The sequence below is a fragment of the Solibacillus sp. FSL W7-1324 genome, from assembly GCF_038008025.1.
GTDB lineage: Bacteria > Bacillota > Bacilli > Bacillales_A > Planococcaceae > Solibacillus.
In genome coordinates this window covers 1181960-1206994 of the sequence record NZ_JBBOYH010000001.1, presented here as the reverse complement: position 1 = coordinate 1206994, position 25035 = coordinate 1181960, and the positions used below count along the sequence as shown (strand labels likewise).

The 25035-nt window shown below is 40.5% G+C and carries 26 protein-coding genes and 1 riboswitch; of the genes, 4 read left to right on the top strand and 22 right to left on the bottom strand.

Features of this window, described 5'->3' with window-relative positions; translation table 11 throughout:
• Positions 1–4: 4 nt before the first annotated feature.
• The 6 genes from MKY71_RS05725 to MKY71_RS05700 all read right to left on the bottom strand — a co-directional run bounded on the left by MKY71_RS05725 (position 5) and on the right by MKY71_RS05700 (position 4544).
• Positions 5–547, bottom strand: a complete 543-nt coding sequence (locus tag MKY71_RS05725; protein WP_340731855.1) for a bifunctional adenosylcobinamide kinase/adenosylcobinamide-phosphate guanylyltransferase — start codon at positions 545–547, stop codon at positions 5–7.
• Positions 548–617: 70 nt separating this feature from the next.
• Positions 618–1559, bottom strand: coding sequence for an ABC transporter substrate-binding protein (locus tag MKY71_RS05720; RefSeq protein ID WP_340731854.1), 942 nt, complete (start codon positions 1557–1559; stop codon positions 618–620).
• Complete coding sequence (locus tag MKY71_RS05715; protein ID WP_340731853.1) at positions 1549–2106, bottom strand: hypothetical protein; 558 nt, start codon at positions 2104–2106, stop codon at positions 1549–1551. The genes MKY71_RS05720 and MKY71_RS05715 overlap by 11 nt, the downstream gene beginning before the upstream one ends.
• A gap of 158 nt (positions 2107–2264) precedes the next feature.
• A riboswitch (cobalamin riboswitch) is annotated at positions 2265–2446 on the bottom strand.
• A gap of 59 nt (positions 2447–2505) precedes the next feature.
• Positions 2506–2919 (bottom strand): Fur family transcriptional regulator, encoded by a 414-nt coding sequence (locus MKY71_RS05710; protein WP_339175732.1) that lies wholly within the window; start codon positions 2917–2919, stop codon positions 2506–2508.
• Positions 2916–3782, bottom strand: coding sequence for a metal ABC transporter permease (locus MKY71_RS05705; protein ID WP_339175730.1), 867 nt, complete (start codon positions 3780–3782; stop codon positions 2916–2918). The genes MKY71_RS05710 and MKY71_RS05705 overlap by 4 nt, the downstream gene beginning before the upstream one ends.
• Positions 3783–3797: 15 nt before the next feature.
• The gene (locus tag MKY71_RS05700; RefSeq protein ID WP_339175729.1) at positions 3798–4544 is read right to left on the bottom strand and encodes a metal ABC transporter ATP-binding protein; all 747 of its coding nucleotides are present in this window, start codon (positions 4542–4544) and stop codon (positions 3798–3800) included.
• A 262-nt stretch (positions 4545–4806) separates the two neighbouring features.
• Here MKY71_RS05700 and MKY71_RS05695 point away from each other — a divergent pair, with 262 nt between their 5' ends.
• A complete protein-coding gene (locus tag MKY71_RS05695) occupies positions 4807–5040 on the top strand; it encodes an isopropylmalate synthase (protein ID WP_339175728.1) in 234 nt (77 codons plus the stop codon).
• Between the two features lie 92 nt (positions 5041–5132).
• On the opposite strand, the gene MKY71_RS05690 is transcribed toward MKY71_RS05695, so the two are convergent.
• The 4 genes from MKY71_RS05690 to MKY71_RS05675 all read right to left on the bottom strand — a co-directional run bounded on the left by MKY71_RS05690 (position 5133) and on the right by MKY71_RS05675 (position 9592).
• Positions 5133–5762 (bottom strand): pyroglutamyl-peptidase I, encoded by a 630-nt coding sequence (locus MKY71_RS05690; RefSeq protein WP_340731852.1) that lies wholly within the window; start codon positions 5760–5762, stop codon positions 5133–5135.
• An 18-nt stretch (positions 5763–5780) separates the two neighbouring features.
• Positions 5781–7199 (bottom strand): D-alanyl-D-alanine carboxypeptidase/D-alanyl-D-alanine endopeptidase, encoded by a 1419-nt coding sequence (dacB, locus tag MKY71_RS05685; RefSeq protein ID WP_340731851.1) that lies wholly within the window; start codon positions 7197–7199, stop codon positions 5781–5783.
• A gap of 125 nt (positions 7200–7324) precedes the next feature.
• Entirely contained in the window at positions 7325–8212 is an 888-nt protein-coding gene (locus MKY71_RS05680; RefSeq protein WP_340731850.1) for a deoxyribonuclease IV, read from the bottom strand.
• Positions 8213–8281: 69 nt separating this feature from the next.
• Positions 8282–9592, bottom strand: coding sequence for a DEAD/DEAH box helicase (locus MKY71_RS05675; protein WP_340731849.1), 1311 nt, complete (start codon positions 9590–9592; stop codon positions 8282–8284).
• Between the two features lie 158 nt (positions 9593–9750).
• On the opposite strand from MKY71_RS05675, the gene vrrA reads away from it, so the two are divergent.
• Positions 9751–10281 carry a VrrA/YqfQ family protein gene (vrrA, locus tag MKY71_RS05670; RefSeq protein WP_340731848.1) on the top strand — a complete coding sequence of 177 codons (531 nt, stop codon included), beginning with the start codon at positions 9751–9753 and terminating at the stop codon, positions 10279–10281.
• A 105-nt stretch (positions 10282–10386) separates the two neighbouring features.
• Here the strand turns inward: vrrA and MKY71_RS05665 are convergent, their stop codons facing one another.
• Positions 10387–10665 carry a DUF1450 domain-containing protein gene (locus MKY71_RS05665; RefSeq protein ID WP_340731847.1) on the bottom strand — a complete coding sequence of 93 codons (279 nt, stop codon included), beginning with the start codon at positions 10663–10665 and terminating at the stop codon, positions 10387–10389.
• Between the two features lie 195 nt (positions 10666–10860).
• On the opposite strand from MKY71_RS05665, the gene MKY71_RS05660 reads away from it, so the two are divergent.
• Positions 10861–11829: a 4-hydroxy-3-methylbut-2-enyl diphosphate reductase gene (locus tag MKY71_RS05660; protein WP_340731846.1), complete on the top strand. Its 969-nt coding sequence runs from the start codon at positions 10861–10863 to the stop codon at positions 11827–11829.
• Positions 11830–11888: 59 nt separating this feature from the next.
• On the opposite strand, the gene MKY71_RS05655 is transcribed toward MKY71_RS05660, so the two are convergent.
• From MKY71_RS05655 to MKY71_RS05615, 9 genes are all read right to left on the bottom strand, one after another.
• Positions 11889–13010, bottom strand: coding sequence for a Nif3-like dinuclear metal center hexameric protein (locus tag MKY71_RS05655; protein WP_340731845.1), 1122 nt, complete (start codon positions 13008–13010; stop codon positions 11889–11891).
• A complete protein-coding gene (locus MKY71_RS05650) occupies positions 13007–13702 on the bottom strand; it encodes a tRNA (adenine(22)-N(1))-methyltransferase (RefSeq protein WP_340731844.1) in 696 nt (231 codons plus the stop codon). Before MKY71_RS05650 ends, MKY71_RS05655 begins: the two co-directional genes overlap by 4 nt.
• A 126-nt stretch (positions 13703–13828) precedes the next feature.
• Positions 13829–14167, bottom strand: coding sequence for a c-type cytochrome (locus MKY71_RS05645; protein WP_340731843.1), 339 nt, complete (start codon positions 14165–14167; stop codon positions 13829–13831).
• Positions 14168–14317: 150 nt separating this feature from the next.
• Complete coding sequence (locus MKY71_RS05640; protein ID WP_340731842.1) at positions 14318–15454, bottom strand: acyl-CoA dehydrogenase family protein; 1137 nt, start codon at positions 15452–15454, stop codon at positions 14318–14320.
• Between the two features lie 186 nt (positions 15455–15640).
• On the bottom strand, positions 15641–16195 hold the full coding sequence (locus MKY71_RS05635; protein WP_340731841.1) for a hypothetical protein: 555 nt from the start codon (positions 16193–16195) through the stop codon (positions 15641–15643).
• A 171-nt stretch (positions 16196–16366) separates the two neighbouring features.
• The gene (gene rpoD / locus MKY71_RS05630; RefSeq protein WP_339175709.1) at positions 16367–17494 is read right to left on the bottom strand and encodes an RNA polymerase sigma factor RpoD; all 1128 of its coding nucleotides are present in this window, start codon (positions 17492–17494) and stop codon (positions 16367–16369) included.
• A gap of 30 nt (positions 17495–17524) precedes the next feature.
• Positions 17525–19354 (bottom strand): DNA primase, encoded by a 1830-nt coding sequence (gene dnaG / locus MKY71_RS05625; protein WP_340731840.1) that lies wholly within the window; start codon positions 19352–19354, stop codon positions 17525–17527.
• A gap of 312 nt (positions 19355–19666) precedes the next feature.
• Positions 19667–20482 carry a pyruvate, water dikinase regulatory protein gene (locus MKY71_RS05620; RefSeq protein ID WP_339175707.1) on the bottom strand — a complete coding sequence of 272 codons (816 nt, stop codon included), beginning with the start codon at positions 20480–20482 and terminating at the stop codon, positions 19667–19669.
• 8 nt (positions 20483–20490) lie between these two features.
• Complete coding sequence (locus tag MKY71_RS05615) at positions 20491–21129, bottom strand: helix-turn-helix transcriptional regulator (protein WP_339175706.1); 639 nt, start codon at positions 21127–21129, stop codon at positions 20491–20493.
• A gap of 372 nt (positions 21130–21501) precedes the next feature.
• Between MKY71_RS05615 and MKY71_RS05610 the strand changes: the two genes are divergently transcribed.
• Positions 21502–22890, top strand: coding sequence for a glycine--tRNA ligase (locus tag MKY71_RS05610; RefSeq protein ID WP_339175705.1), 1389 nt, complete (start codon positions 21502–21504; stop codon positions 22888–22890).
• 93 nt (positions 22891–22983) lie between these two features.
• Here the strand turns inward: MKY71_RS05610 and MKY71_RS05605 are convergent, their stop codons facing one another.
• Both MKY71_RS05605 and MKY71_RS05600 read right to left on the bottom strand, forming a co-directional pair.
• Entirely contained in the window at positions 22984–23757 is a 774-nt protein-coding gene (locus tag MKY71_RS05605) for an IclR family transcriptional regulator (protein WP_340731839.1), read from the bottom strand.
• A gap of 138 nt (positions 23758–23895) precedes the next feature.
• On the bottom strand, positions 23896–25035 hold the full coding sequence (locus MKY71_RS05600; protein ID WP_340733615.1) for a CaiB/BaiF CoA transferase family protein: 1140 nt from the start codon (positions 25033–25035) through the stop codon (positions 23896–23898).

Below are 25035 nucleotides of genomic sequence, written 5' to 3'. Positions count from 1 at the left end.
CTCCTTACTTCCACCGCTGTACAAGCTGAAATTGTACTTCATACGCTTCATCACTATTTTGGACAATCCATTGATGAAGCTCTCCCAGCAATTTACGATATAAATTTACTTCCTCATATTGTGAAGGCAGTTCATCCAGCACTTCATTTGATACAACTATAATTGTAGCACCTTGCTTCCGCCAAGTTAGCAATTGCTTTTGCAATGATCCGATACAATTATCGATATAATCGCTATTTTCATTTTTTTGTTCATATGTATACAGCACATTCGAAAGCCATGTTGTCACACATTCAAACAGTACTACTGCATTGTTTGAGAGTTGCCCAATTGCTTCCGGAACCTTCACTTGCATTTCCACTGTAGTCCAGTCGATATTTTGATTTTCACGGTCCTGCTGATGGCGGATAATGCGTTTTTTCATTTCATCATCAAAAGATACACCTGTCGCCACATAGTAGAATGTCTTTTCCTCACCTAACTCCCTCGCATATTTCTCTGCAAAGGCACTTTTGCCGCTGCGTACACCACCGGTAATAAAAATCAATCGTCTCCCCCCTCATCCTTATATGTAAAAAGAACATGCCCAGACTAAGGCATGCCCTTCTATTTTATACTTATTTAAATAGTTCCGGGTATACTGATTGTGCCATAATTTCTACCGCTTCACCAATACGCGGTCCAGGACGGGACATAACATCTCCATCGACTAAATAAACTGCCTGATCTGTTACCGCCTGTATTTTATTCCAGCCTGTACGTCCAAGTATCTCATCAACTGCATTATCCATATACGTTGCTGGCGTAATAATGATTTCAGGATTTCGCGTAATAACATCTTCTTCCGCTACGCTGATCCAGCTCGACTGATCCGCAAAAATATTTTCCACATTGGCGTGGTCCATTATTTCCTGCTGGAATGTACTGTTGCCGGTAGTCCATAAATCCGGTGCTGGTGACACTTCATAATAGGCTTTTTTCTTTGTGCTAATTGCCGCTGTTTTTTCCTGTACTGTTTTGATTTGTGATTTAATGTCGGCTACAATTTCTTCTCCCTTATGTTCGACCCCCATTACTTCAGACAACTGGATAATGTCCGAATACACATCATCAAATGTCGCGGCCGAAGCGATTACAAATACTTTAAGACCCGCATCTTCCAATTGGGTAATTTGAGCTTCCTCTCCGATTGTATAAGCAACGACGACATCCGGATCTAATTCCAGAATACGTTCTGCGTTTATGACAGTAGAGGTCGACACACGTTCAATCTTTTGTGCTTCTTCCGGATATGTATCAAATTCTGTGGCACCGATAATTTGATCACCGACTCCCAGTTCAAACAAAATTTCTGTATTGCTTGGCTGAAGGGAAATAATCGTTTCCGGTACTTCATCGAAGGTCACTTCAACTCCCCGGTCATCTGTAACTGTATACGGAGTTCCTTCATTTTCGGATGCTGCTTGCTCCTCTTTTTTTGATTTTTCCTCATCAGACCCGCATGCTGCCAGTAATAATGTTGCTGCTAATGCAACGACCCATTTGTAGTTAAATTTCATTAGTCATAACTCCTTTTTTCTTTTTCGTTGGATAAGATTTTGAGATGAATGGTATTTCCTTTTGCTGATGCTGCTGATTCATATACACTGCCATGACAAAAAATACATTGGCAAGCAATCCAAGAAAATCAAACAGAATTTCATCCACTTCCCGTTCTTCGCTCACTTTATGTAATGCCCTGTAAGACTTTTTCGCCTCACTGCGGCAAATATGCAGTCTTGCGGCACTTTCGATTCCTTGTGGCAGTACAAACTGCTGAATCGACTCTCTGACTTCACCTACATAATAATCGTATCGATCACTGAGCCATTGCAGATCCTCAGATGTAATGGCCAATTTGCCGCGGACCGAACCATTCGCATGATAGGCTAACGGTTGAATCATCCTTAAGTCCTTCAAAACGACATGTCCGGATGCATCATCAACTAATGTCGGAAATACTGTACCAATTCGTGTTGTTAAAGAATCGGTACGGATTTCATAATCGACACAGCTTGATTTTTCCCGCATAAACGGATAGCAGGAAAAACGAATATCCTTTTTCATAAAAATTCTCCTCACTTCAAGTAGTGCCTCACCGAAATTATCAAGGGTACGAAAAAAAGCCACCCAAGAAAATGGATGGCTTCAAAAATCAAAAAAGGGCACAATAATGCTCATTCGATCCGTGACTGCCGTACATTCTCTTTAATTCCGAAGAGGGATGTTACGATAAGAAAAAGATTGGTCTCCTGGCTCTGCGTTTCCCTTTACTCATAAGTACCTTCCCGCTATATTAGCAGTGGTATCACACTTATTTTCATCTACGCTTACAGTTACGGATATAGCTTCGGATTTGCACCGAATTCCCATTTATGCATAATGCATCTTTTTCCTGCAAATTTATTCAATTTGTCTTAATCACTTTAGCATAATAATAAAATTATGCAAATAAAATTTTTCCGTTTACGATAAACATTCCGGACATTTACCGTAAATTTCAAATTTATGGGCTTCAACAGCATAACCCGGCAGTTTTTCACCGAGCATTTCCATCGGGCAAACAGACAGTTCCTTTACATTCCCGCAATCACGGCAAATAAAATGGTGGTGATGATGATCCGACTCGCAATGCATACGGAAATTTCGCTCACCGTTCAATTCTGTTTCTTCTAAAATATCAAGCTCCACAAAAGTAGCTAAATTACGATAAATTGTATCGAAACTCATCCCAGGGAAATCTTTTTTCAATACTGACAGCAAATCACGGGCAGTCAAATATTTGTCTGTAGCTGCAAACATACCCAAAATCAACTCTCGTTTATCCGTCTTTTTATAGCCATTATCCTTTAATATTTCCCACGCGCGCTCAGCATTCACAGTACTTCTTCCCCTTCCGTTTTGATTGAAAATTTCAATACAAGTTTTTTAATTAAAATTACTAACAGCAAAATCAAAATGGATGTAACAACAATTGTTCCACCCGGTGCCAAATTCAGGTAAAAGGCAGAAACAAGTCCGATCACTACAGCCAATTCTCCAAATACAATCGCTAAAATAATCGCTTCTTTAAAGCCGCGAGCTAATCGCATCGCTGCAGCTACCGGTAATGTCATTAAGCTTGAAACAAGCAGAATACCGACAATACGCATACTTGCTGCGATTACGAGTGCCACAACAATCATAAATAACAAATGAATCCATTTCGCCGGTAAACCGCTCGCTTTTGCATATTCCTCATCGAACGATAGTACGAAAAGTTCTTTGAAAAACAGAATTAAAAATAAAACGACAACGACTGCAATTGCCAGTACAACATATAAATCCTGGCGTGATACAGCAGAAACGGAGCCGAATAAATAGCTCATTAAATCTGTATTAAATCCGCTTGCAAGTGAAATTAAAATCGCACTAACACCGATACCGCCGGACATGATAATCGGTATTGCAAGCTCTTCATAATGTTTATAAAGTCTGCGTAGACGTTCAATTAAAACCGAACCGCTCACCGATGCGATAATCCCTAAATAAATCGGATTCAGCAATGCCAGCGCTGCAAATGATTGACTCAAGTACAGACTTCCTGCAATCCCCGCAAGTGTGACATGCGAAAGCGCATCCGCAATGAGCGATAAACGTCTTACTACGATGAATACACCTAATAGTGGTGCAATTACGCCAATAACAAGCCCTGAGAAAAAGGCATTTTGTAAAAATTCATAGTTTAATATAGCTTCTATCATAACGGCCTGCTCCTCTTAATGTATCTTTCGAACAGAGTGGCCGTTCCAGCTAGCAATCTGTTCTTCCGAAATCGTATCAAAATCATTTTTGTATCCGTGGAAATGGATCGACTGATTTAAACATGCGACATGACTGACACGATCCGAAACCGTGTCCACATCATGTGTAACTAAAATCATTGTCATATTGTGATGCTTATTTAAATGTGCGAGCATATCATAGAATGCCTGCACATTTTCGCGGTCGATACCGACTGTCGGTTCATCCAAAATAAGGAGCTTCGGATCGGCCACTAAAGCACGTGCGATGAAAACACGCTGCTGCTGCCCTCCGGAAAGCTGGCCAATATTCCGTTTCAGAAATTTTTCCATGCCGACATCTTTTAAAGCACCTTTTACTAAAAAGTCCGCATCTTTTGGATAGCGTTTAAAGAGTCCAACCTTTTGCGATAAACCGCTTTTCACGACTTCCTCGACCGTTGCAGGAAACCCCGAGTTAAAGGCATTGGATTTTTGCGAAACATAGCCGATCCATTCACGGTGTTTAAAATGGTTTGCTTGTTCGCCAAATAATTTAATTTCCCCTGACATGGGCTTTAACAGTCCTAAAATTAATTTCAAAAGTGTCGATTTTCCGGAACCGTTTTGACCGATTAACGCCAAAAAATCGCCTTCATTGACACGTAGCGAAATATTTTTCAATGCTTGTGTGTATTCATATTGAAAGGAGACATCTTTCAATTCAATCAATGGTTTTTTCATTTCGTTCGCTTCTTTCTAATTCAAAATCATTACGATTTACATCATGTTAGTATAATGCAGTTTTTTGTTCATGTAAAGGAAATAAAGTTAAACTTCAATCAGTGGGTATTTTTTCCATCCCCTACTGATTGTTAGTTTAACCAATCGGGCTTTTACGGGTAGTTTACTTCCCGCCTATCCTTTTCGCCCTGCTTAAATCTAGAGGCGGGAGTCTTACTACCCGTTAATGCGGGATCAACTTGAAAGGATGAAGACAATTCAAATGCTACAATGGTTTGATAACTTAAAAGGAATGAATGACAGCCAGCTACAGGAATTTGCAAGAGAGCAGGGGCTTGAATTGAGTCTCGAAGAAGTTCAGAAGATGCAAAAGATTTTGAAGCATGCCAATATTGGCTGGGCGCTTACCGGCATTCCAAAAGAAGTGCTACAAAAAATCCATAAGCTCCTTGGAGATAAGCGCTATAAAAAATTGATGAAGCTCGTCGGGTTGTAGTTTTCCGCTGTTGAATTGCGATAATATTTCTATTTAAAAAAATCAGCCGTATCCCGGCTGATTTTTTCATACATGTGCATTTATTTAAATTATTATACTTTCTCCGCAAGCTCCACGTTTTCAACACATACTTCGAGGGCCAGTTCAATGGCTGCTGTCAAATCTCGCATTGACCAGCCTGGAATTTTGCCGTGCTCGATCGCCAGCTCGAATGATGCAGGGATGTGGATGAATCCTGCAGCTTGAATCGCCTCATTCTTTGCAGCATAGTACAAGCCTTCATACATCACATTATTGCATAAATATGTTCCTGCAGAATTGGATATAGCTGTCGGATAACCTGCAGAATTTAAGCGGTTGACAATTTTACGAATCGGTAATGTCGATAAGTAGGCAACATCTCCATCTTCTTTAATCGGTGCATCTTCAAATGCATTTCCCGCATTGTCCTTTTCCCCGTCCTTTACATTCAATGCAACGCGTTCCGGGGAAATTTTCGTGATCCCTGCAGCTAACCCTAATGAAACAATTATCGTCGGCTTTACTTCTTCGACAAGTGCCATAAACTGTTCCGGTGCTTTTGCAAAGTCCACAGATAATACATGACCAACAACTTCAAACTGACCGATTGATTTTCCGTTCAAAGCCTGCACGACTTCCATTGTTGGGTTGATCGGGTTTGATAAAAACGGTTCAAATCCTGTTAATAGTAATTTCTCCATCAGTTTTCCCCTCTATCTCTATAGATTTTTTATAAGCGCTGCCATTGCTCGATCAATATATACAGTGCCATTCGATTTGTTTTCAAGTAAAATCGAGAAAATATATTGCTTTCCGCTTTGACCTTTCATATATCCTGATAACGTGTATACATTCGGAATATAGCCTGTTTTTGCATAAATTCTATTTTGCAAAGCACTGCTTGTTAAACGGCTTTTTAATGTTCCGCCGATCATGCGCTCTTTATTGCCGGCGACTGGCAACGAATCAAAAAATGTATCGAAATACGGTTCTTTTTGAACTTTGTAAAGAAGCTGTGAAAGACCGTTTGATGTTACACGATTTGAATTCGAAAGTCCTGAGCCATCAGCAAAACGCCAGTTGTTTACAGGAATATTCAATGATGCACTGTACTTCTTCAGTAATGTGACACCTTTAGTTGTACTGCCTTCGCCAAGTTCTTCCCTGCCCATCGCTTTGACTAGAATATCGGCAATACTGTTATTGCTCAGCTTCATAAATGCCGGGAAAATGGCTGCCAGCGTACGTGACTCATTTGTATAAAGCAATGTTGCTTTTTTCGGAACTTTCCCTAATTCTACTTTCGAACTGTTCACGAATTTTAAACCTGTCCCTTGCAGTGTCTGTTTAATTGCCTGCATCGTATTTTTCGATGGGCCCTGCAATGTTACCCATTCCTTTTTGCTGCTGCCTTGTGGAAGATTGCCGGAAATAATGATGCGGTTTGTGTTGTAGGCACGCTTGATCGTGATCGTATTACGACTTCCTTTACCAACTGTTTTCGCTTGATTGGAAATGACCATCCCGCTTAAATTCGGTTCAATCGAATAGCTCGGTTTCGCACCGACTTTACCGGGCTTTGCAGTAATAATAACGGTACTCGCATCAAAGTCATTGTTTTGGGACATCGTAATCGCAGAAGTACGCGCGCCGAAGTAATACGTCTCATCCGATTTTAGAACACCCGGTGGTAATGTACTGCCGGAAAATGCGGTATCATCACCGATTAAGTGACCATTGATTGTACGAATACCATTGCGTTTCAATACTTTGGCAAACTCCAAAAAGTCATCTTTTTTCAATGTCGGATCCCCACTGCCTTTTATGTACACATTTCCATTTAACGTATCGTTGACGATAATGCCGTCGATATATAAATCCGTTTTAAAACGGTAGTCCTCACCTAAAATCGACAATGCTGCAGCACCGGATACTAATTTCATATTCGAAGCCGGGCGCATCAGCTTGTCCCCGTTTTGCGAATAGACAACTTTACCGCTCTCCGCGTCCCGTATCGTCACCGCTGCATTACTTTTCCCTAAATGTGTCGTTACCGCACTATTGACCGATGCGAAACTTTGAATAGGCAATGAAAAGAAGAGTGCAAATAAAATGACAAGCTGGAATATTTTTTTCATCAACTGATTCCTCCTTTTGAATTTTGCTAATTTACAGTTAACTTATTATAACAAATTATGTCATAAAAAACGCAAAAAAACATACTTTGCATCAAATTTATGCAAAGTATGTTTTCATTTTGTTATTATTCGCGCAGAGCATCAATTAATGCCGGCTGGAATTCACTGTTGCGAAGCATCGCAATTTCGTGTAAATATGGCGCTTGTTTGTTTTTCGGATCCGGACCGACAAATGGTGTTTCCAATATTTTCGGTAAATGCATTAACTGTGGATGATGCACAATATAATGCATCGCCTCAAAACCGATCTCGCCAAAACCGATATTTTCATGACGGTCTTTTGCAGCACCGCGCACATTTTTCGAATCATTGATGTGCAGTACTTTTAAACGGTCCAACCCGATTGTTTTGTCGAATTCATTTAACACACCGTCAAAATCATTAACAACATCGTAGCCGGCATCATGAATATGGCAAGTGTCCATACAAATCGACAGGCGCTCATTGTTTGTTACCCCATCTATAATGCGTGCCAGCTCTTCAAATGTACGACCGATTTCAGTGCCTTTGCCTGCCATTGTTTCAAGTGCAATCTGTACAGGGTAATCCTGTGTCAGCACTTCATTTAAACCTTCTACAATGCGCTCAATACCCGCATCAACACCCGCGCCGACATGTGCACCTGGGTGCAGCACAATTTGTGTCGCTTCCAATGCAGCGGTACGTTTAATTTCTTCCTGCAAAAAGTTGACGCCAAGCTCAAACGTTTCCGGCTTTGTCGTATTTCCTAAATTAATAATATACGGTGCATGCACCACAATATTGGACAGCCCGTTTTCTTTCATATGAAGCAGGCCCTTCATAATATTCAGCTCTTCAATCGGCTTTCTGCGCGTATTTTGAGGTGCCCCTGTATAGATCATAAATGTATTGGCACCATAGCTTAATGCTTCTTCACTGGCACCTAGCAGCATTTTCTTTCCGCTCATTGAAACATGTGAACCTAATAACATTCTACTTACCTCCATTTAACGAACAAACAGGCTGCATAGAAGTATATTTCTAAGCAGCCCCTTGTAAAATTATCTATTGTTGCGGCGCGCTTTAATACGGCGTTCGCGTTTTTTCACTTTTTCCATTTCCCACTTCATATTACGTTTGTAGCCTGGTTTTACTTTCTTCGGCTTACGTACAAGGGCTTTGGCTTTCACATCAATTTCATCTTCTTTACGCTCACCTTTACGGTTTGCACGTTGGTGACGGTCTTTTAAATCAGACCATTCGCCATTTTTAATATCTTTTTGTACAAATGGAATGCCCATTTTTTCGATGCGTACTACTGCATCCTCATCTTCCGGCTGGTACAGTGTAATCGCTGTTCCTTTAGTACCGGCGCGTGCTGTACGACCAACACGGTGAATGAAGAATTCAAGATCTTCCGGAATTTCATAGTTGATGACATGCGAAATTCCTTGAATATCAATACCGCGTGCAGCTAAATCTGTTGCTACGATATATTGGAACTCAAGATCACGTACTTGCTTCATCATTTTTTTACGGTCACGCGGGCTTAAATCACCGTGGATTTGTCCTGCACGGATCCCTTGTTCTGCTAAAAAGCTTGCGACAGCTTCTGCATTTTTACGTGTGTTACAGAAAATAACAGCAAGGAATGGATTGATTCCTTTAATTACTTCAAGTAAACGTGTATTGCGTGCTTTCGAACGTACAGGCACCAATACAAAATCAATACCTTCCGCTACCGGGCGTTTGTCATTCATATGAATATGGACTGGTGAATCCATGTATTTCTTCAAGAATGGTTTTAATTTTTCTGGAATTGTCGCCGAGAACACGAACATTTCAAGCTTTTCAGGCATATGCGACGCAAAACCGTCGATATCTTCAATAAAGCCCATGTCAAATGCCAAGTCTGCTTCATCGACAACTAAAATCGGGGCAGTATGAACAAGCAATGCATTTTCTTTTACTAAATCTTTAATACGACCAGGTGTACCTACAACGATTTGCGGCTGTGTTTTTAAACGGTCGATTGTACGTTGTTTGTCCGTACCACCGATAAATAATTTAGTTGAAATTTCTGTTCCTTCAACCAGCTGGTTTAATGCATCAAAAATCTGTTGTGCCAGCTCACGTGTCGGCGAAGTAATAACCGCCTGTACTTCTTGTTTTTCTTCTACGATACGCTCCACGATTGGCAATAAAAAACTATGTGTTTTCCCTGTACCTGTATGAGCTTGTCCGATTGCACTCTTTCCTTTTAATACGAGTGGAATCATTTCTTTTTGAATGGGTGTCGGTTCTGTAAATCCAAGCTTTGCAATGGCGTCCTGCAAAAATGGCTTGAATTGATAATCAGTATATTTTGACATTCACGTACCTCCTTACATCTTTCCTATTGTACTATAATTCGTACATTTAAGTGACCATCTGCATATCATAACGGTAAATAGTTTCAACGTCAAACAGTTGGGACGAATTTATGAAAGAAAATTGTAATATCATGTCGATTTTTAGAAAGGAGTTTATTATGCGCCCACCTTATTACTTTCAACCTCAAGCAATGATGAATCAAATGCCGGTTGCATCACGCTTCCCAATGTATGCACCATACATGATGCGAGGTCCGGCAGCAGGGATAGGTCCGGTACCTGGAGCAGGGCCAATTCCCGGAGCTGGCCAGTTTATGAACCATATGCCAATTCCTCCTCAAGCACCTATACCAGGAGCTGGAGCAGGGAGTGTACCGAAACTTGAAGGATTTTTATCAGGAGCAAACTCTTTATTTAATAATGCCCAAAAGTTCACGCCTTATATTCAGCAGGCAGCACCAATGTTTAAAAATCTGCCCGCTTTATGGCGTTTATACAAAGGATTTAAAGACACATCGGACCCGCTCGAATCTTCTACTGTTTCGATGCCGCAAGAACAGGAGCGACCAAGAGAACGAATGAGAGAAAGAATGAATCCTCGAGGGAACCGACAAGAACTAGAGCCGGTTGAGGAGAAAGTTAAATCAAAACCATCATTACCGAAAATATTTCAGCCGCCATTTGAATAACCCTTAAAAGCTACCCCAAGGCAAATGAGTGCAGATTCGTTTTTTATTATTACGAGTCCTCTCCTTTGTATGATGGTGTAGCTTTATTTTTATCAATTTGGCCTTTTAAAAGTGGACAGAATTATCTTCCAGCTCTTTTTCGACATTTTGTAAAAGTTCATCCGCATTTTCCGCTTTAATAAGTTCACCATTTACAATGGCAAATAAATTACATTCGCAAATTTCACAGTTTGATGTACAGCCGGATTCCGATATATCTATATCATCGCGCTCCAGCAGCACATCATACACATCCGCTGCACCGAGCGATAAATTTGTCATGCAAAATTCCACCTGATTTTTTAACGCTACCGTTTTGTTCCTCTTAAAAAAAGAAAACGCCATCCCATTTCCCCACTTTACGTTTTATTTATTTCTGCTATTATAGCAAACGTTCGCAAATTCCTGTACTTGCGCTATCATTTGATATATACTGCCTTTTTGACCGAATTTAATAGAGATTTCAGTAAGCGAACTTTGAATAAAGCATACACGTCCTATATAATGAAATTACAGGGCTTTGAAAGGAGTTACGTATAAATGAAAGTTGTTAAAATTAATCCGCGTGGGTACTGCTATGGGGTAGTTGACGCTATGGTCATTGCACGCAATGCCGCACTTGATCCGACATTACCAAGACCAATCTACATTTTAGGTATGATTGTACACAATAAACATGTTACAGATGCATTTGAACAAGATGGCATCATTACGCTTGATGGCGAAAACCGTAAAGAAATTATCGAACAGGTAGAGCAAGGTACCGTTATTTTCACGGCACACGGTGTATCACCTGAAATTCGTGAAATCGCAAAACGTAAAGGACTTGTTTCAATTGATGCGACTTGCCCTGACGTAACGGTGACACATGACTTAATCCGCGAAAAAACAGCAGAAGGCTACGATATTATTTATATCGGTAAAAAAGGACATCCTGAACCGGAAGGCGCAATCGGTGTTGCACCAGATCACGTTCACTTAGTTCAATCGATGAAAGATATCGATAATTTATCTTTTGAAAATGAAAAAATTCTTGTAACAAACCAAACGACGATGAGCCAATGGGATGTTGCATTCCTGATGGATAGTTTAAAAGAAAAATTCCCGCATGTCGAAGTGCATAAAGAAATTTGCCTTGCGACACAAGTTCGTCAGGAAGCTGTTGCTGAACAGGCTGGTGCTTCCGACTTATTAATCGTAGTGGGCGATCCAAAATCAAACAACTCAAACCGTTTGACACAAGTATCGGTGGAAATTGCCGGAACACCATCTTACCGCATCTCGGATGTTTCAGAGCTGCAAATTGAATGGCTAGAAAACGTTGAAACAGTAGCAGTAACTGCAGGTGCTTCAACACCGACGCCAATCGTTAAGGAAGTCATTTCATTCCTTGAAAAGTTCGATAAAAATGATCCTTCAACACATGAAATCGTACGTTCCGTGACATTGGACAAAATTTTACCGAAAATTAAAGCACCAAAACCAGTCGAAAAGATTATGCCTTACTAATAAAGAAAAAATCTCAATTTTCTTCTGCCGGAGAAAATTGAGATTTTTGTTATTCTTTATTAAATAAACTGGAATGGTTCTGTATTGATTTTTGACTGGATAAATTCAACAGGTAATTTTTGATTTGCACATAAAGAAGCCATTTTTTCGGCAACGCCTTTAACCATGACCTTTTCAACATGATGACCCGGATCAATAATGCTTAGACCATCCACTTCTGCATCCTGTGCCATATGGAAGCCGATATCTCCTGTTACAAATACATCCGCCCCGGCATATTTTGCAGCACGAATATATTTATTGCCGTCACCACCGACTACTGCAACGTTCTGGACAGTACGATCCAACGGTCCGACTGCACGCAGACAAGGCACGTCCAGCTGCACTTTCACGAACTCGGCAAACTCCCGTAATGTCATCGGCTCTTTTAACTTCCCGATACGGCCTAGTCCTTGTTCATTCGTGTCGACATCCATTGTAAACAGGTCATACGCAGGTTCTTCGTAGGGGTGGTTATTAAGCATTGCCTTTAAAATTTTATTTTTCATCGATTGCGGGAACACGACTTCCACCTTTTCCTCTTCCTCGATGTGAAGCTCACCGATCTCCCCTACAGCCGGATCTGCTCCTTCTGTGGCACGGAAACGGCCTTTGCCTTGCAATGTATAGCTGCACGCCTCATAGTGCCCTAAACGGCCTGCTCCGGCTTTAGCGAGCACGTCACGTAAAGCATCTGCATCATCGTTAGGAACGAATACAGCTAGCTTCATCATTTTCTCTTCGAATGTAACATCCAGTATTTTACGTTCTTCCAATTTCAGTGCATCTGCCAGTAAATCATTGACTCCGCCTGGTGCTACATCGAGGTTCGTATGTGCTGCATATACTGCAATATCATTTTTCAGGCACTTTTCATACAGTGCCCCTTTCGGATTATCTGTACGCAAGTTCGAAAGTTTCATGAAGATCGGCGGGTGGTGTGCAATAATAAGCTCACAGCCGTTGTCGATTGCCTCATCCACGACTTCATTTGTCACATCCAGTGTGACAAGCACTTTTGTAACCGGCTTATTTAACGTACCAATGGCCAATCCGATCGGGTCATTCGGCATGCATGCATATTTTTTTGGTGACCATGATTCAAATAGTTGGATAATCTCGTTGCCGTTTACGGATTTCACGCAATCGCCTCCTGTACCATTTTAATGTAGTGTGTAAGTTGGTCGTACTTTTCCTGATTTTCAGGCGTTTTTTCCGCTTCTGAAATCGCTTGTTGCACACGCTGCCAATTCGCGATTTCACGTGACCATTTTTCAATGAAAACAGGTACTTTCGTTTCCATCAGCTTTGGCCCAAGCAAAGTTTGCGCTTCGTTTAATTTCATTTCCCCGCGCTGTAATACAAGGACTTCATAAATTTTACCGTCCTCTTCTAAAATGACCTCATCCTGGATGGCCCAGCCATTTACCATTGCCCATTCACGGATCGCTTTCGCATGAATATTCGGCTGTAAAATCAGACGGGTAACCGTTTTTAAAGCTTCGGGATGCTTTTCTAAAATGGACACAATGAGTGGTCCGCCCATCCCCGCAATCGTAACAGCTGTAATTTCATCCGATTCTTCAACAGCTGCCAGCCCATCAGCCATGCGTACCGTAATTTTATCTGTTAAGCCTTCAGTGCGAACTTGTTTTACGGCTGATTCATAAGGTCCTTTTACAACCTCACCTGCAACTGCACGCGCAGCAATCCCTTTATGCACTAAATAACAAGGTAAATAGGCATGGTCACTTCCGATATCCGCTACAATTGCTCCTGTCGGGACAAATGAAGCGACTGTTTCAAGTCGTTTTGAAAGTTTTTGTGCGTTCATATTTATATATCCTCTTTTCTATATCACAAACTACCCCTATTATATAGAACTTTTACATAAACGTCTCTTTCCAGAATACAAAAAAGTGCAGAACAGGATCACTCCATTTCTGCACTTGGCTATTCATTATAAACCTGAAATATACTCTGCTACAGCATCCGCTTCCGCTTCGTTTTTAAGAATTGGTGGCATAGCGCCGCTTTCCGAACCATTTAATGCGTAGTCTTTAATATGCTCAGCATCTAATCCAACGATTGAAGGACCTGCACCACCAGTTAAATCACCACCGTGGCACGAAATACAGTTCTTTTGAGCAATATCTTCACCACTTAATTCAGCAGTTTCCCCTGAATGTTCGCCGTCCGCACTGTTTTTATCAGCTGCACCCTCAAATGACATGAAGAAAATTAGTCCGATACCGAATGCCATGATAAGTACGTATGGAATAAGTGGATTGTTTCTCATTGCGTTCCCCTCCCTCATTAAATATTCTATTTCATGCTAGACTTTTGCCTAGTAAACAATATTAATTGTACTTGATTCTATAGAAAACTGAAAGACTTTACGAACAAGTTTTACTAGCTTTGTAACAATTTTACCAATTTGCTATTTCTATCATAATATATGTCTTGCAATTACCATTTTCTGTACTTCGGACGTTCCTTCACCGATTTCTAATAGTTTTGCATCACGTAAATAACGTTCTACTTCATATTCTTTCATATAGCCGTAGCCGCCATGAATCTGAATGGCCTCATCGCACACTTCCATCGCCATTTCGGAAGCATAGTATTTGGCGATCGCCGCTTCTTTTCCAAAAGGACGTCCCTGATCTTTCAGCCATGCCGCTTTGTATACGAATGTCCGCGCTAATTGTATTTTTACCTCCATATCCGCTAATTTAAACTGGGTTGCCTGGAAATCCGACAGCGCCTTCCCGAATTGCTTGCGTTCTTTTGCGTATTGAACCGCTTTATTTAATGCGCCCTGGGCAATTCCGACAGCCATTGCCGCAATACCGATCCGACCGCCGTCCAGCGTCGTTAAAAACTGCTTAAAGCCATTCCCCCTGACACCAAGCAAGTTTTCTTCCGGTACGTGAACATTTTCTAAAATCAATTCTGTTGTATTCGAAGCATTCAAGCCCATCTTTTCGTATTCCGATTTGATCGTAAAACCTTTGGCATCGGTCGGGACAATAATGGCGCTAATTTCTTTTTTGTTTCCATCCCGATTTGTGATTGCTGTTAACGCTAAATGTTTGGCATAACTTGCATTTGTAATAAAAACCTTCGACCCGTTAATGACAAATTCGCCATTATCCAACACAGCAGTAGTTTCTGTACCACCTGCATCAGAACCGGCATTAGGCTCTGTTAAACCGAAAGCACCGAATGATTCCCCTGTACAGATCGGCGTTAAGTATTTTTCCTTCTGCCCCTCCGTACCGAATAAATGCAGTGGTGCGCCGCCTAGGGAAATATGAGCCGAATATGTAATACCTGTTGAAGCACATGTACGGCTCAACTCTTCTGTCACGATTGCAAAGCTGATTGTATCTGCACCAGCCCCACCGTATTGTTCAGGAAACGGCAGTCCCATAATGCCCATATCGGAAAGTTCTTTAAAAATTTCTACTGGGAAGGCTTTCGTTTTATCACGCTCGACTGCTCCAGGTGCCACTACTTCATCCGAAAACTCACGTATCATCTTTTGTAACATCGCTTGCTCTGTTGTTAAATCAAAATGCATACCATTCATCCTCTCAGCCTATTTCATTTCCACTCTATTGTAATCTAAAAATATGTATTTTTACAGAAAATATATGTATTTTGCAGAGTATTTTGTAAAATAGACACAAAAAAGCTATGCGTGAAAGTTTCAAACTTCCGCATAGCCTAAAAGAATAGTATAAATATATGTAATATTTTGGATTTTCTATAGAAAATAAATCCATGCACTAATGATCGCAATTAACCCGAGAATGCCTGAAATCGTAAAATAAATAATCTTCAGCATGAGGCCGCTTACGAGCCAAAATACACAATTTACAATAAGAATTATATACAGTATTTCATTATTGCCGGCAAAATACGTTGTACTCACTTTCAATGTCACACCTAAAATGGATAAGGCGGTCGCCAGCTGCAGCATTACAGCCATTACATGATTTCTTTTTGCAAAATAAATCGCCCCGATCAGACAGCCTGCCGCAAATACAGCGGCTACTGCAATGACAACCCATTCGAATTGCATTGTAAACAGCAGCAACATAATCACAATTGCACTAATCGGGAAGAACATCGATATACTGCGGTTTTTACGTTTTTCGACATTAATGACTGCATTTTTTGATTTTCCTTCAATTTCCTCCTGTTGGTTCCCTTCCGAATAAAGGGTCATTAAAAAATCGCAATAATGTTCCGGTAACATTTTGTTTTGTTTCCAGAACGTGATTTCATTCATAATAATTTGTTTTTTAGGATTTGACATCGTTTCGCCCCAAATCTGTATTTATATGCTCTATCCTATTTTAAATAATTCCCGGATGAACAACATCGGTAAAAAGCTATACCATTATTCTCGCAAAATAGTAATTACCTGCTATATTTACACAAAAAAAGATGAAGAGTAATATACTCCTTCATCTTTTCTCTGTTTAGCTTATTCTAAGAAATCTTTTAAGCGTTTTGAGCGAGATGGATGACGCAATTTACGTAATGCTTTCGCCTCGATTTGACGAATACGTTCACGTGTAACGCCAAACACTTTCCCTACTTCTTCTAAAGTGCGTGTACGGCCATCATCCAAACCGAAACGTAAACGCAATACGTTTTCTTCACGGTCTGTTAATGTATCCAGCACGTCCTCTAATTGTTCCTTCAATAGCTCATATGCTGCGTGATCAGAAGGAGATTGTGCTTCCGAGTCTTCAATGAAATCACCTAAATGAGAATCATCTTCTTCCCCGATTGGTGTTTCCAATGATACAGGCTCTTGAGCGATTTTAAGAATTTCACGAACTTTTTCAGGTGTTAAATCCATTTCCTCTCCAATTTCCTCTGGAGAAGGTTCACGGCCTAAATCCTGAAGAAGCTGACGTTGTACACGGATTAATTTGTTGATTGTTTCAACCATGTGTACCGGAATACGGATTGTACGTGCCTGGTCAGCAATCGCACGCGTAATCGCCTGACGGATCCACCAAGTTGCATAAGTCGAGAATTTGAATCCTTTACGGTGATCAAATTTTTCAACCGCTTTGATCAGACCCATGTTACCTTCCTGAATAAGATCCAAGAACAGCATGCCACGGCCGACATAACGTTTTGCAATCGAAACTACAAGACGTAAGTTTGCTTCGGCAAGGCGTTTACGTGCTTCTTCGTCACCTTGTTCGATACGTTCCGCTAAACGGATTTCCTGATCTGCAGAAAGTAAATCCACACGTCCGATTTCTTTTAAATACATACGTACCGGGTCATTAATTTTAACGCCAGGAGGAACACTTAAATCATTTAAGTCGAAAGCTTCTTCGCTTGATTCTTGCTTAGATAGCGCTTCTTCTTCAAATTCTTCTTTTCCTTCAACTGTTACATCATTTTTTTCGATTTCATCGGCAAAGTTGAAAATCTCTTCATTTTCCAGTTCGAAAAATGCTAATGTTTCAGAGATTTCCTTCATTGACATTTCGCCAACCTGTTTTGCTTTAGCTAAAAGTTGCTTTTTTACCTGCTCTAATGAAACCCCGTTTACTACCGTATCTTTTGAATGTTTTGACTTGTCCGCCATAAACCTTCCTCCTTCTAAAAACAAATCGCGTTAAACGCCCATTTTTATCTTTCTATTCAATGCAATTATCTGTTGGGCAATCTCAAGTGCTCGTCTATGCTCATGCATTTTTTCTGCTTCTTTTTGATCGTGCTTTAATTGTTCAATCTTTAGTTCTAATCGGCGTTTTTCGATTTGTTTTAAACAATCAATTATCTCCGCTTCACCATTATCAGGGTCACGTTCAAGTAACGCAGCATCCATCACGATTTTTCGTAAATCATGATCATCCAACACTTCGACGAATCGATGGAAATCAGCCATTTCATATTCTTCGTAAAAACCAATTAAACGAACAAATACCGATAAATATTCCTCATGAATGAAAGGTTCGTTATTTCCCTCTCTGAGAACTTTATTCACAATATTTACATCATGCAACATATGTGCTAAAAGTATACTTTCCGCACGGTCTGTCGCATCTTTTTTACGCTCCCTTTGGAGAAGAGGTGTTGGTTCTTCCACCATTTTCTGATCGCGTTTCTGATCTTTTACATTATCTGCGACCATTTTTCTTAATTGGGTACTGATCGCCTCTTGGGAAATATTTGTTTCATTTGCCAATTGACGAATGTATAAATCACGTTCGGTTGGAGAAGTATTATTTTTTAATGTTTCCAGAACTTCTTGAATGTATTGAAGTGTGTCATTTTCAAATTGAAAATTTTTGCCGCGTTTCGCATGCATCATCATAAATGCAATATAAGCGTGCGGCTTTTCTATTATTTGATTTTTAAATGCCTCTTGACCGTGTGTCCGAATGTATTCGTCCGGGTCAAGTTTATCTGGTAAAACAGCGACCTCAACTTTAATCTGTTCTTGATGAAGCATCTGTGCAGCGCGCTTGGCAGCCTCGAAACCAGCATTATCACCATCATAGCAAATCGTAATTTGCTGAACTAAGCGTTTGAGCTTTGTAATATGCTGGGGTGTCAGAGACGTACCCATCGTTGCTACAGCATTGTATATACCTGCTTGGTTTGCTGCTAAAACATCAATAAAGCCTTCCATTAAAATTACTTGTCTTGATTTACGAATAGATGCCCGCGCCTTATCCAAATTATAAAGTACTTGACTTTTATGGAAGATCGGCGTTTCAGGACTATTTAAGTACTTAGCATCTTCGCCATCGGAATTTAAAATCCTGCCTGAAAATGCAATCGTTTTCCCGTTTTCATCCCGGATCGGAAACATAATCCGTCCCCGGAAACGGTCAAAGTAGCTGTCATCACTTTCTTTACGGATAATCAGACCGCTTTCAGCCATTTCTTCAGGATCAAATCCTTTACGCTCCAGTAAGATTGACAGCGTGTCCCAATTCGACAACGCCCACCCTATCTGATGTGTTTCGATTTGCTCACGTGTAAATCCTCTTTCAAGCAAATAATTTAATGCAGGTTCGCCATCTTCTGTGTTCATTAAAATATGATGATAAAACTCCACTGCAAACGTATGAGCCTCTCGCATTTGCTGCTCTTTTTTTGAAATGGGCGAATTCGACACCGATTGATCTGTCGACATTTCCATTTCAAGCGGGATTCCCGCACGTTGACTTAGTTTAATGAGTGCATCCGGAAACGACAGTTGTTCCATATCCATTACAAAAGTAATGGCGTTTCCTCCTGCCCCACAGCCAAAACAGTGAAATATCTGCTTATCGCTGGATACGGAAAAAGAGGGTGTTTGCTCACCATGAAATGGACATAATCCAAAATAGTTGCGCCCTCTTTTCGTTAACTGCATATAATCGCTAATGACATCGACTATATCGGACTGCGAGCGAATTTGTTCAATCACATGTTCGGGTATTTTTCCAGCCACATTATCACCATCTACAGTATTCGAGATAAATTACAAATATCCTCTAAAATACGACAAAATTTCTTATTACAAATTTGTAATTACCCTATAATAATTATTTTTACCACAATTTTATTATTATAAAACAAAAAGACTATTGTTGCTATATAATTTCAAAAAAATAATCAGAATATAACTAAAAATGTCGAAATTTAGCAAAACATGCGAGAGTTTTCTGGAGCAAAAGTATAGTTCACTTAGTTTCTAAAAAATCTCGAATATTATTCCACCAAAAAAACCTCCTCTTCCTTTTTGAAGAGGCGGCTATGGATGCTATCGACAATCAAGCTCTAGCATATCGATTATTTTGTGTGCTGTTTCTTCGACAGCACGATTTGTAACATCTATCGTTCGACAACCTATTTTATCAACAATACTATAAAAATAGCTAATTTCCTGCTCAATTCTAGCATGTTGTGCATAAAATGCATTTTCCGTTAATCCTAACGTTATTAGACGCTCTTTTCGAATATTGTTAAGCTTTTCCGGTGTTATGACTAATCCGAAGCATTTTTTCGGATCAATCTGCATTAATTCAGCCGGTGGTTCCACTTCCGGAACGAGCGGCACATTCGCCACTTTATACCGTTTATGCGCCAAGTATTGGGATAGCGGGGTTTTGGATGTTCTAGATACTCCGACTAAAACGATGTCCGCCAGCAATATGCCGCGCGGGTCCTGCCCGTCATCATATTTAACAGCAAATTCGATTGCTTCAATCTTTTTGAAATAATCATCATCCAACTGATGGACAAGTCCCGGCTTTTGCAGCGGCATTTCATCAAATGAAGTTTCAATCAGGTCAAGCATCGATCCCAATAAGTCGATTGCATGAACCTTATATTCTGCTGCGATTTTTTGAAGTGCTTGTCTCATCTGCTTTTCAACAAGTGTAAAAACAATCGTTGCTTCATTTGCAATCGCAATTTGGACAATTTTCTCCAGCACATCCACATTAGCAATATGCGGAAATTTTCGAATCCTTACTTTTTCAAAATTTGGCCGAAACTGGCTTACTACCGCTTTCACAGCAGCTTCTCCAGTTTCACCGACCGAATCTGATACAACAAATATCGTCAATTTTTTCATAAGGTCACCTACAAATCATGCGTTTCAGCTAACGAAATAAACGCACGTGTAATATTCGTCTTTGTTAAACGACCGGTAATGACCAAGCCCTTCTCTGTTTCTTCAACAACCGGCATGGAATCGATCTCTCGTTCTATTAACTTTTTGGCCGCGACGATCAATGAATCCGAATTAACACAATAGGCGATATTCGGCATTCTCGTCATAATTATATGCACAGGCATTTTATTTAAATCCTGTGTTCCGATACTCGAACGAAGTAAATCTTTTCGAGACAGCACACCTTGTAATATTTCATCTTTATCAATAACGAAAAGTGTTCCGACATCCTCGGAAAACATATGGATAATCGCATCATAGACGGTCATATCATCCGGAACAACTACCGGGATTGACTGAAAATCTTTTACTTTTAAGTTCAGCATTGATTCCGTAAAGGCTGCCGTTGTTTTTTTACCAGCATAGAAGTAGCCGACACGTGGGCGCGCATCTAAAAATCCAGCCATCGTTAGTATAGCTAGATCCGGTCTCAATGTAGCGCGCGTTAATCCAAGGCGCTCAGCGATATGTTCGCCCGTAATAGGGCCATTTTCTTTTACAATTTGCAAGATTACATCTTGACGTTTATTGAGTTCGATTGGACTCACCCGCTTCAAATAATGTTATACTTTATCCTTAATTATTATATACTATTTCCTTCTATATTGCGAAGAAAACAAACCCATGCTACAATATTAGCGAACAACGCACTTGTTGTTTCATGATTTATTAATATGTAAGCGATGAAGGGATTAATAAGTATCAATTCTAACATAAGCGAGTAGGGATAGTGCAAGCCTACATTGAATTGAGAAACGGCACCCCTGAGCTATTTTTATAAAAGAGGTTTTTAATTTATTAAAAACAAGCGGGGTGGAACCGCGGGTATATCGTCTTGATGCACTCGTCCCCGGGCAGAGATTTTGTGCCCGGAGACGGGTGCTTTTATTTTTTCATTACCGAACAGGAGGTTTTTTTTCATGGCAGAAAAATCAATGGAGACAATTGTATCATTAGCAAAACACCGCGGATTCGTATTTCCGGGATCTGATATTTACGGTGGTTTAGCAAACACTTGGGATTACGGTCCACTAGGTGTAGAACTTAAAAACAACGTTAAAAAAGCTTGGTGGCTGAAGTTCGTTCAGGAATCTGAACATAACGTAGGTTTGGATGCAGCGATTTTAATGAACCCAAAAGCTTGGGTTGCATCTGGTCACGTAGGTAACTTCAATGACCCGATGATCGACTGTAAAGCATGTAAAGCGCGTCACCGTGCAGATAAATTGATTGAAGATGCTTCATTAACAAAAACAGGCAAAGAAATTATCGTTGATGGTATGACGTTCGATCAAATGAAAGAAAAAATGGAAGAGCTTGAAGTAGCTTGTCCGGACTGCGGAAAAATCGATTTCACAGATATCCGCCAATTCAACTTAATGTTCAAAACGCACCAAGGTGTAACTGAATCATCATCAAATGAAATTTACCTTCGTCCGGAAACAGCACAAGGTATTTTCGTAAACTTTAAAAACGTTCAACGTTCAATGCGTAAAAAGACACCATTCGGTATCGCCCAAATCGGTAAATCTTTCCGTAACGAAATCACACCTGGTAACTTCACATTCCGTACTCGTGAATTCGAACAAATGGAACTTGAATTCTTCTGTAAGCCAGGTGAAGACCTTGAGTGGCACTCTTACTGGAAAGAGTTCTGTAAAAACTGGCTTCTTGGATTAGGTATGAAAGAAGATTCAATGCGTTTACGCGATCATGAAGATGATGAGCTTTCACACTATTCAAATGCGACAACAGATATCGAATTCCGCTTCCCATTCGGCTGGGGCGAACTATGGGGTATCGCAGACCGTACAGATTTCGACTTGAAGCAGCATATGGAACATTCTGGTGAAGATTTCACTTACATCGATCCTGTTTCAAATGAGCGCTATGTACCATACTGTATCGAGCCATCATTAGGTGCTGACCGTGTAACATTGGCATTCTTATGTGACGCTTTTGAAGAAGAGCAATTAGAAGGCGACGATACTCGTACAGTATTACGCTTCCACCCTGCACTAGCTCCATTCAAAGCAGCGGTATTGCCACTTTCTAAAAAATTATCGGAAGAAGCTGGCGACGTATGGGCAGATTTACGTAAAGCATTCCCGGTTGATTACGATGAGTCACAATCGATCGGTAAACGTTACCGCCGTCAAGACGAAATCGGTACACCATTCTGTATCACATACGATTTCGATTCAAAAGAAGACGGTCAAGTAACAGTACGTCACCGCGATTCAATGGAACAAATCCGTATGCCAATCGCTGAAGTGAAAGCTTATATCGAGAAACATTTACAATTCTAATTTTCACAAGGCACTTTCTGTTCGTTTTGAGCAGAAAGTGTTTTTTCTTTCTAACGAAAAACAATCCAACCGATTTTAGCCGGTTGGATTATTTTATTTATTGAGCTGTTTTTCAATATCGAACTTTGCACGGAGAATAAGTTCACGCATTTCCTCATACTGCGCTTCATCAAAGCGTGCTTCCGGAATGATAATCGCGATCGAAGCAACTGGACGACCATTAGAAATAATCGCTGTACTGAACGAACAGGCACCGATAATGCGCTCAGCCCGTGTAAAGACATATTGCTGCTTGCGAATTTCCTGTAATTGCTCCAACAGCTGGGCTCGATCGACAACCGTATTTTCGGTTACATGTTCCATTGCCACTTCATCCAAGTACTGCTCAATTTCTTCCTGCGGCAAAAATGCAAGCAATGATTTGGCAGAGGCCCCCGCATAGAGCGGCGATGTATCCCCGACATGATTGCGTGCCGACAAAGCATATGAACTTTCGATATTCATAATACAGCGGCGTTCATTGCCGTCAATAATACTCATCGAAATGCTTTCTTTTGTCGTTTTGTTCAGCTCCTGAAGAATGGGCTGAGCAATCGTAATGATGCTCGATTCTTCCTCAACAAGCTTCCCCAAGTGAATTAGCGATAAGCCAAGCTGATACTGCTTTGTCCTGTCATCCCTTATTAAAAAACCTTCATATACTAATGTCGCAACAAAACGTTGCAGGCTTGATAGACCGATGCCTGTTTTTTTATTTAATTCCGTTAAAGAAAGCTTTGGCTGTTCTTTTGTGAAAGCACGCAATATCACAATGGTTTTTTGTACGGTTTGCATTAAATACATTTTTTCAAATTTCTGTTGTTCCATCCAAAAGCCCCCTTTTCCTAATAGTAGCAAAACTGATCAATATAAAAAAGAAGGGGCTATGTTAAAAGTCATACAAACTTTTCACCTATCTTTTCCGACAGTTGAAACTAATCGATTACTCCAATCATTACCTTAAAACTAGTTTTTATTGATTTTTAACAAGTCTTCGGTATGCTCCCCCAGCTGCGGCGGCCCGGAATCATAGGAAATATTAAGCTCTGAATGCTGCAGAGGATTTTTTACAAATTTCACGGTACCATATGATGGATGCTCAATCTCCCCTACTAAATTCCGCGCCATTACTTGCGGCTGCTGAAACGCTTCTTCTACTGTATTGACACGCCCGCCAGGAATTTTATACTTTTGCAGGAGCTCGATCCACTCATCACGGGTTTTCGTTTTTGTAATTTCGGAAATATAGCCTGCTAACACAACCTCATTTTGCTTTCGCAACGAATTCGTTTTAAAGCGCTCATCCGTCACCCAGCCATCCCGATTAATCATCTCGCAAAACTTTTTGAACTGATCTTCTGTACCAACACAAAACATAAGCGGACCATCCGAACATTCAAACACCTGATACGGCGCGACATTATTATGCTGGTTGCCAAGACGGTTCGACTTGAAGCCAGTATTTAAATACGCGCTTGCCACATTAGCAAGGGAACTCATTTGCACATCAAGCAGTGCCAGATCAATAAATTGGCCTTTCCCTGTCATGTCACGCATCCTAAGTGCCGACAATATTCCAATTACGACATAGTGCGATGTCAAAATATCCGCAATCGGGACACCTACTTTAGTCGCTTCCCCATCAGGTTGTCCCGTTACATCCATCAAACCGCTCATCGCCTGAATAACAGGGTCAAAACCCGGCTCAGCAGCTAGCGGACCAGTCTGACCAAATCCGGTTACCGAGCATTGAATAATCCGTGGATTAATGTGCTTTAGCTGCCCATAATCGAGCCCCATTTTTTTCATATCACCCGCTTTGAAATTATCAATAATGACATCTGCTTCTTTCACTAAATCCAGCAGTACCTCTTTATCGGACGGATCTTTTAAATTTAAGGTAATTGATTTTTTATTACGATTCGCACAAATATAATAGGTGCTTTCACCATTTATAAATGGCCCCCAGCCACGCATACTATCCGATCCCTCCGGATGCTCGATCCGAATGACTTCAGCACCTAAATCAGCTAAAATCATCGTTCCAGCCGGCGCAGCATAGACACGAGATAAATCCAATATTTTAACATTATCCAATGGGCGCAT

What these genes read in the sequence shown, in the direction of transcription:
- MKY71_RS05720 (WP_340731854.1), bottom strand. Translation starts at nt 1,559, where the DNA reads ATGAAATTTAACTACAAATGGGTCGTTGCATTAGCAGCAACATTATTA.
- MKY71_RS05715 (WP_340731853.1), bottom strand. Translation starts at nt 2,106, where the DNA reads ATGAAAAAGGATATTCGTTTTTCCTGCTATCCGTTTATGCGGGAAAAA.
- MKY71_RS05705 (WP_339175730.1), bottom strand. Translation starts at nt 3,782, where the DNA reads ATGATAGAAGCTATATTAAACTATGAATTTTTACAAAATGCCTTTTTC.
- MKY71_RS05700 (WP_339175729.1), bottom strand. Translation starts at nt 4,544, where the DNA reads ATGAAAAAACCATTGATTGAATTGAAAGATGTCTCCTTTCAATATGAA.
- MKY71_RS05695 (WP_339175728.1), top strand. Translation starts at nt 4,807, where the DNA reads ATGCTACAATGGTTTGATAACTTAAAAGGAATGAATGACAGCCAGCTA.
- MKY71_RS05690 (WP_340731852.1), bottom strand. Translation starts at nt 5,762, where the DNA reads ATGGAGAAATTACTATTAACAGGATTTGAACCGTTTTTATCAAACCCG.
- dacB (WP_340731851.1), bottom strand. Translation starts at nt 7,199, where the DNA reads ATGAAAAAAATATTCCAGCTTGTCATTTTATTTGCACTCTTCTTTTCA.
- MKY71_RS05680 (WP_340731850.1), bottom strand. Translation starts at nt 8,212, where the DNA reads ATGTTATTAGGTTCACATGTTTCAATGAGCGGAAAGAAAATGCTGCTA.
- MKY71_RS05675 (WP_340731849.1), bottom strand. Translation starts at nt 9,592, where the DNA reads ATGTCAAAATATACTGATTATCAATTCAAGCCATTTTTGCAGGACGCC.
- vrrA (WP_340731848.1), top strand. Translation starts at nt 9,751, where the DNA reads ATGCGCCCACCTTATTACTTTCAACCTCAAGCAATGATGAATCAAATG.
- MKY71_RS05665 (WP_340731847.1), bottom strand. Translation starts at nt 10,665, where the DNA reads ATGGCGTTTTCTTTTTTTAAGAGGAACAAAACGGTAGCGTTAAAAAAT.
- MKY71_RS05660 (WP_340731846.1), top strand. Translation starts at nt 10,861, where the DNA reads ATGAAAGTTGTTAAAATTAATCCGCGTGGGTACTGCTATGGGGTAGTT.
- MKY71_RS05650 (WP_340731844.1), bottom strand. Translation starts at nt 13,702, where the DNA reads ATGAACGCACAAAAACTTTCAAAACGACTTGAAACAGTCGCTTCATTT.
- MKY71_RS05645 (WP_340731843.1), bottom strand. Translation starts at nt 14,167, where the DNA reads ATGAGAAACAATCCACTTATTCCATACGTACTTATCATGGCATTCGGT.
- MKY71_RS05640 (WP_340731842.1), bottom strand. Translation starts at nt 15,454, where the DNA reads ATGCATTTTGATTTAACAACAGAGCAAGCGATGTTACAAAAGATGATA.
- MKY71_RS05635 (WP_340731841.1), bottom strand. Translation starts at nt 16,195, where the DNA reads ATGTCAAATCCTAAAAAACAAATTATTATGAATGAAATCACGTTCTGG.
- rpoD (WP_339175709.1), bottom strand. Translation starts at nt 17,494, where the DNA reads ATGGCGGACAAGTCAAAACATTCAAAAGATACGGTAGTAAACGGGGTT.
- MKY71_RS05620 (WP_339175707.1), bottom strand. Translation starts at nt 20,482, where the DNA reads ATGAAAAAATTGACGATATTTGTTGTATCAGATTCGGTCGGTGAAACT.
- MKY71_RS05610 (WP_339175705.1), top strand. Translation starts at nt 21,502, where the DNA reads ATGGCAGAAAAATCAATGGAGACAATTGTATCATTAGCAAAACACCGC.
- MKY71_RS05605 (WP_340731839.1), bottom strand. Translation starts at nt 23,757, where the DNA reads ATGGAACAACAGAAATTTGAAAAAATGTATTTAATGCAAACCGTACAA.
- MKY71_RS05600 (WP_340733615.1), bottom strand. Translation starts at nt 25,035, where the DNA reads ATGCGCCCATTGGATAATGTTAAAATATTGGATTTATCTCGTGTCTAT.